General features: G+C 64.7%; 3 protein-coding genes. 2 read left to right on the top strand and 1 reads right to left on the bottom strand.

Features of this window, described 5'->3' with window-relative positions; all coding sequences use genetic code 11:
- A partial coding sequence (locus GXH28_RS15495; protein WP_169239919.1) for a tyrosine-type recombinase/integrase occupies positions 1–527 on the bottom strand: 527 nt, incomplete at its 3' end.
- 189 nt (positions 528–716) lie between these two features.
- Between GXH28_RS15495 and GXH28_RS15490 the strand changes: the two genes are divergently transcribed.
- Both GXH28_RS15490 and GXH28_RS15485 read left to right on the top strand, forming a co-directional pair.
- Entirely contained in the window at positions 717–2,573 is a 1,857-nt protein-coding gene (locus tag GXH28_RS15490; RefSeq protein WP_169239918.1) for a hypothetical protein, read from the top strand.
- Positions 2,570–2,830, top strand: a complete 261-nt coding sequence (locus tag GXH28_RS15485) for a hypothetical protein (RefSeq protein WP_169239917.1) — start codon at positions 2,570–2,572, stop codon at positions 2,828–2,830. Before GXH28_RS15490 ends, GXH28_RS15485 begins: the two co-directional genes overlap by 4 nt.
- The last annotated feature ends 164 nt before the right edge of the window (positions 2,831–2,994 follow it).

The following is a 2,994-nucleotide window of genomic DNA, read 5'->3' as shown; positions in this document are numbered from 1 at the left end:
ACGATAGCCGACATTCGCTCCAGCTCCAAATCTCCTAGCCTCAACCCTGCCGCTTCTCCCGCGCGGCAGCCGGACTCGGCCAGCAAAGTGAGCAGGGCCAAATCCCTGGGCTTGAAGCGTGCGGCGGCCAGCAGCAGTTCCAATTCCTCATCCGTGCATGCCTTGCCCTGACCAAGGGGGCGCACAGGACGCTTGTTGACCAGGAAATCAGCCGGCGTTTCCGACAGATAACCGCGGTCGACGCACCATGCGAAGAAGCCTTTAATCATCTTCACGTTATTGTGAATGGTGGTCTTAGAGAGAGGCGCATTGACAATGGGGGGATGATAAGGGTGGTTTTCGTACTTGGTGGTGCGCTGCTGCATATCCTGCACGTAGTCGGCGATGTCCTGGGGGGTAATGCTGTCCAGTTGCCGTTCCGGGCCAATGGCTGCCACGAAGCGGCGCAGGAATTTCTCGTAGGTCTGGCGTGTCTGCGGGGCACGATCAACCAGCAGATAAAGGCTGAGTGCTTCCTTGAGTTTCATGGTGACGTTCCTTCAGCGTTCGGGGAAAACAACTCTACCAGTAAAGCATATACGAAGAAAACAAGCATTGTGCTCACTGAACAAGGAACAAAGAAGACAAGGAGAAAGCGACCTGTAATGTCAACACCAGAGGAGAACCGCTTACGGCCCAACACGTTTCAGACACCGAATCTCATTGTAGACCGCCTGATGGCGCTGCTCGACGATAGCGAGCTGCGCGTCGTGCTGTTCGCCTGCCGCCATATCTACGGCTGGAGGGAGACGAACTCGTCCGGCTCTGCCGTGCTGAGCCTGTCCGTGTTCGAGCATGGGCAGCGTGGCAGCAGCGGGTGCGGCCTGAGCCGACCGGCGATCATCGCCGCGCTGGATAGCCTGGAGCGATTCGGCGTTATGAAACGCCTTGGAGAGGCGACGCAAAAAGGCCAGCGTTGGGCGTTGGTGGACGATGATCAGCTCATCGACTGGGCAGGTCTCGAAGGGCGTGCGGAGAACAGGCAGCACAAGCGCCGTCGTTCCGGTCAGGTGGTTAAGCCACTTAACCACCAGTCAAGCCACTTTACCAGCGGTCAAGCCACTTTACCAGCGGTAAAGCCAGTTGACCAGGGGTGGTTAAATGGCTTAACCACTGGTGGTAAAGCCACTTTACCAGGGGTGGTTAACCAGCTTAACCACATAGAAACCCATATTGAAACCCAGAATCAAAAACCCATCTCTGAAACCCAACAACAACAAGCGCCAGCCGCCCCCGCCAGCGCGCCGACCGCTGCGCAGCCGTCCGCGCCCGCCGCTGATGGTGTTGGTGGTGCTGCTGAAAGCAGCAGAGATGAGGCTGACGATCTGGCCTTCATCCTGCCCGCGGTGCGCCGGTTGCACCTGAGCGCCGAGGCGCAGGAGCGGTTGCTGGCGCTGGGCGCACAACAGGCGCTGGCCATCGCCTTTGCAGCCACAGCCAAAGGGGTTCGCAATCCGGCGGGGCTGGCGGTCAAGCTGATGGACAACGGCGGGGCGTCGGAGTTCGACCTGGAGCGGGCGGCGCTGGCGCTGGAACTGCGCACGCTGAAGGCCGACGAGCTAGATCGCCACCAACACCGGCGCGAGTACGAGCGCCTGGCGCGGGAAGCGGCAGAGCGGGCGTCGGTGTGGTTGGCGCAGTCGAAGCGTCCCGTTTCCAGCGGCGACGACGGGCTGGACTACCGCCCCGGCGGTGGCCCCCTGACCCTGCGCCAATGGTGGCAGGCCGTGCTGGAGGACTGGGAACGCAGAGCCGGTCACCCGCTCAAGCCTGCCGTGCCGCTGCGTTTCGCTGACGGAGTGCTGACGGTGCAGGTGGGGCTGGCCAACCTGCACTGGTGGCAGGTGCGTGTAGGGACGGTGGGCCAGACGTTGAGCCGGTGGCTCGGTGAGCCAGTGCGCCTGGAGGTGGTACTGTCGGACGCTGACCGGGCGGCGCGGGAGCGCTTCGAGAAGCTCAAGGCCGAGGTGTTGGGGAAGCGGGGCGAGCCGTCAGAAGCGCCCGCACCGGTCGTGAGCCAGAGCGCGCCGGAGCCAGAGCCGGGCGAAGGCGAGCAGACAGACACCGCCCCGGAACCGCCTGGCGCGGCTGTTGCCAGGATGGTGGCCGCGGTCGTGCCGCCCACGGTAGCCCCAGAGCCGGTCGTCCAGACCGAACCGGTCACGCCGGGCGCAGAAGCGGAACCAGAACCGGACAGCGCCCTCGTCGCCGTCGCAGACCCCGGCGAGCCGCTCCCGCCGCCCCCACCGGAGCTTGACCCGGCAGGGCTGCCGGGCCTGTGGCAGCAGACGCTGGCGACGCTGCGCGAGCAGGAACTGCCGTTCTCGCTGGCGGAGATCAGCCGTCTACAGGTGGCGGGATACGAAGACGGGGTGGTGTTGCTGCGGGCGGCGACGGCGCAGGACTACCAATGGCTGGAGGGGCGAGGGCTGACGCTAGGGTACGTGCAGAACGTGCTGCGCAGGCAGGCGGGTGAATCGCTGCAGATACGCCTGTTGCCGCCCGACGTGGCAGTGCAGGAGCAGCAGGCATGAAACCGGACGAGCGCAGCCACGAGTATCCGACGCGCTACCGCTACGGGGCGCAGAACCCGGCGGCGAAGCTAACTGAGGCGCAGGTAGCGGAGATCAAGCGTCTGCTGGCGCGGGGAGCGGGCTACCGCTTCCTGGCCCAGCGCTACGGGGTGAGCACGCAGACCATCGGGGCGATTGCCCGTGGCCAGGCCTGGCGGCACGTGCCCGACCCGCTGCCGCAGTGGGGCTATGAGGAGTGCGAGAAATGCTCGAAGTGAGTTTCGGGACGCAGTGGGAGCGTCCGCAGCGCCTCGGCCTGGCCGGGTGGCACACCGAGGACGGCCTGTACCTGGTGGTGCGGCTGAGCCTGCGCGCCGTGAACAGCACGCGAAAGCGGGTCAGCATTGGGCGGGCGCGCTGGCGGCTGAACGGCATCGAATAC

This window comes from Candidatus Roseilinea sp. NK_OTU-006 (genome assembly GCF_012931985.1).
Classification (GTDB): Bacteria; Chloroflexota; Anaerolineae; order J036; family Brachytrichaceae; genus JAAFGM01.
Note: the sequence above shows the minus strand (reverse complement) of the source record. Positions and strands in the feature narration are given on the sequence as shown.

What these genes read in the sequence shown, in the direction of transcription:
- GXH28_RS15485 (WP_169239917.1), top strand. Translation starts at nt 2,570, where the DNA reads ATGAAACCGGACGAGCGCAGCCACGAGTATCCGACGCGCTACCGCTAC.
- GXH28_RS15490 (WP_169239918.1), top strand. Translation starts at nt 717, where the DNA reads ATGGCGCTGCTCGACGATAGCGAGCTGCGCGTCGTGCTGTTCGCCTGC.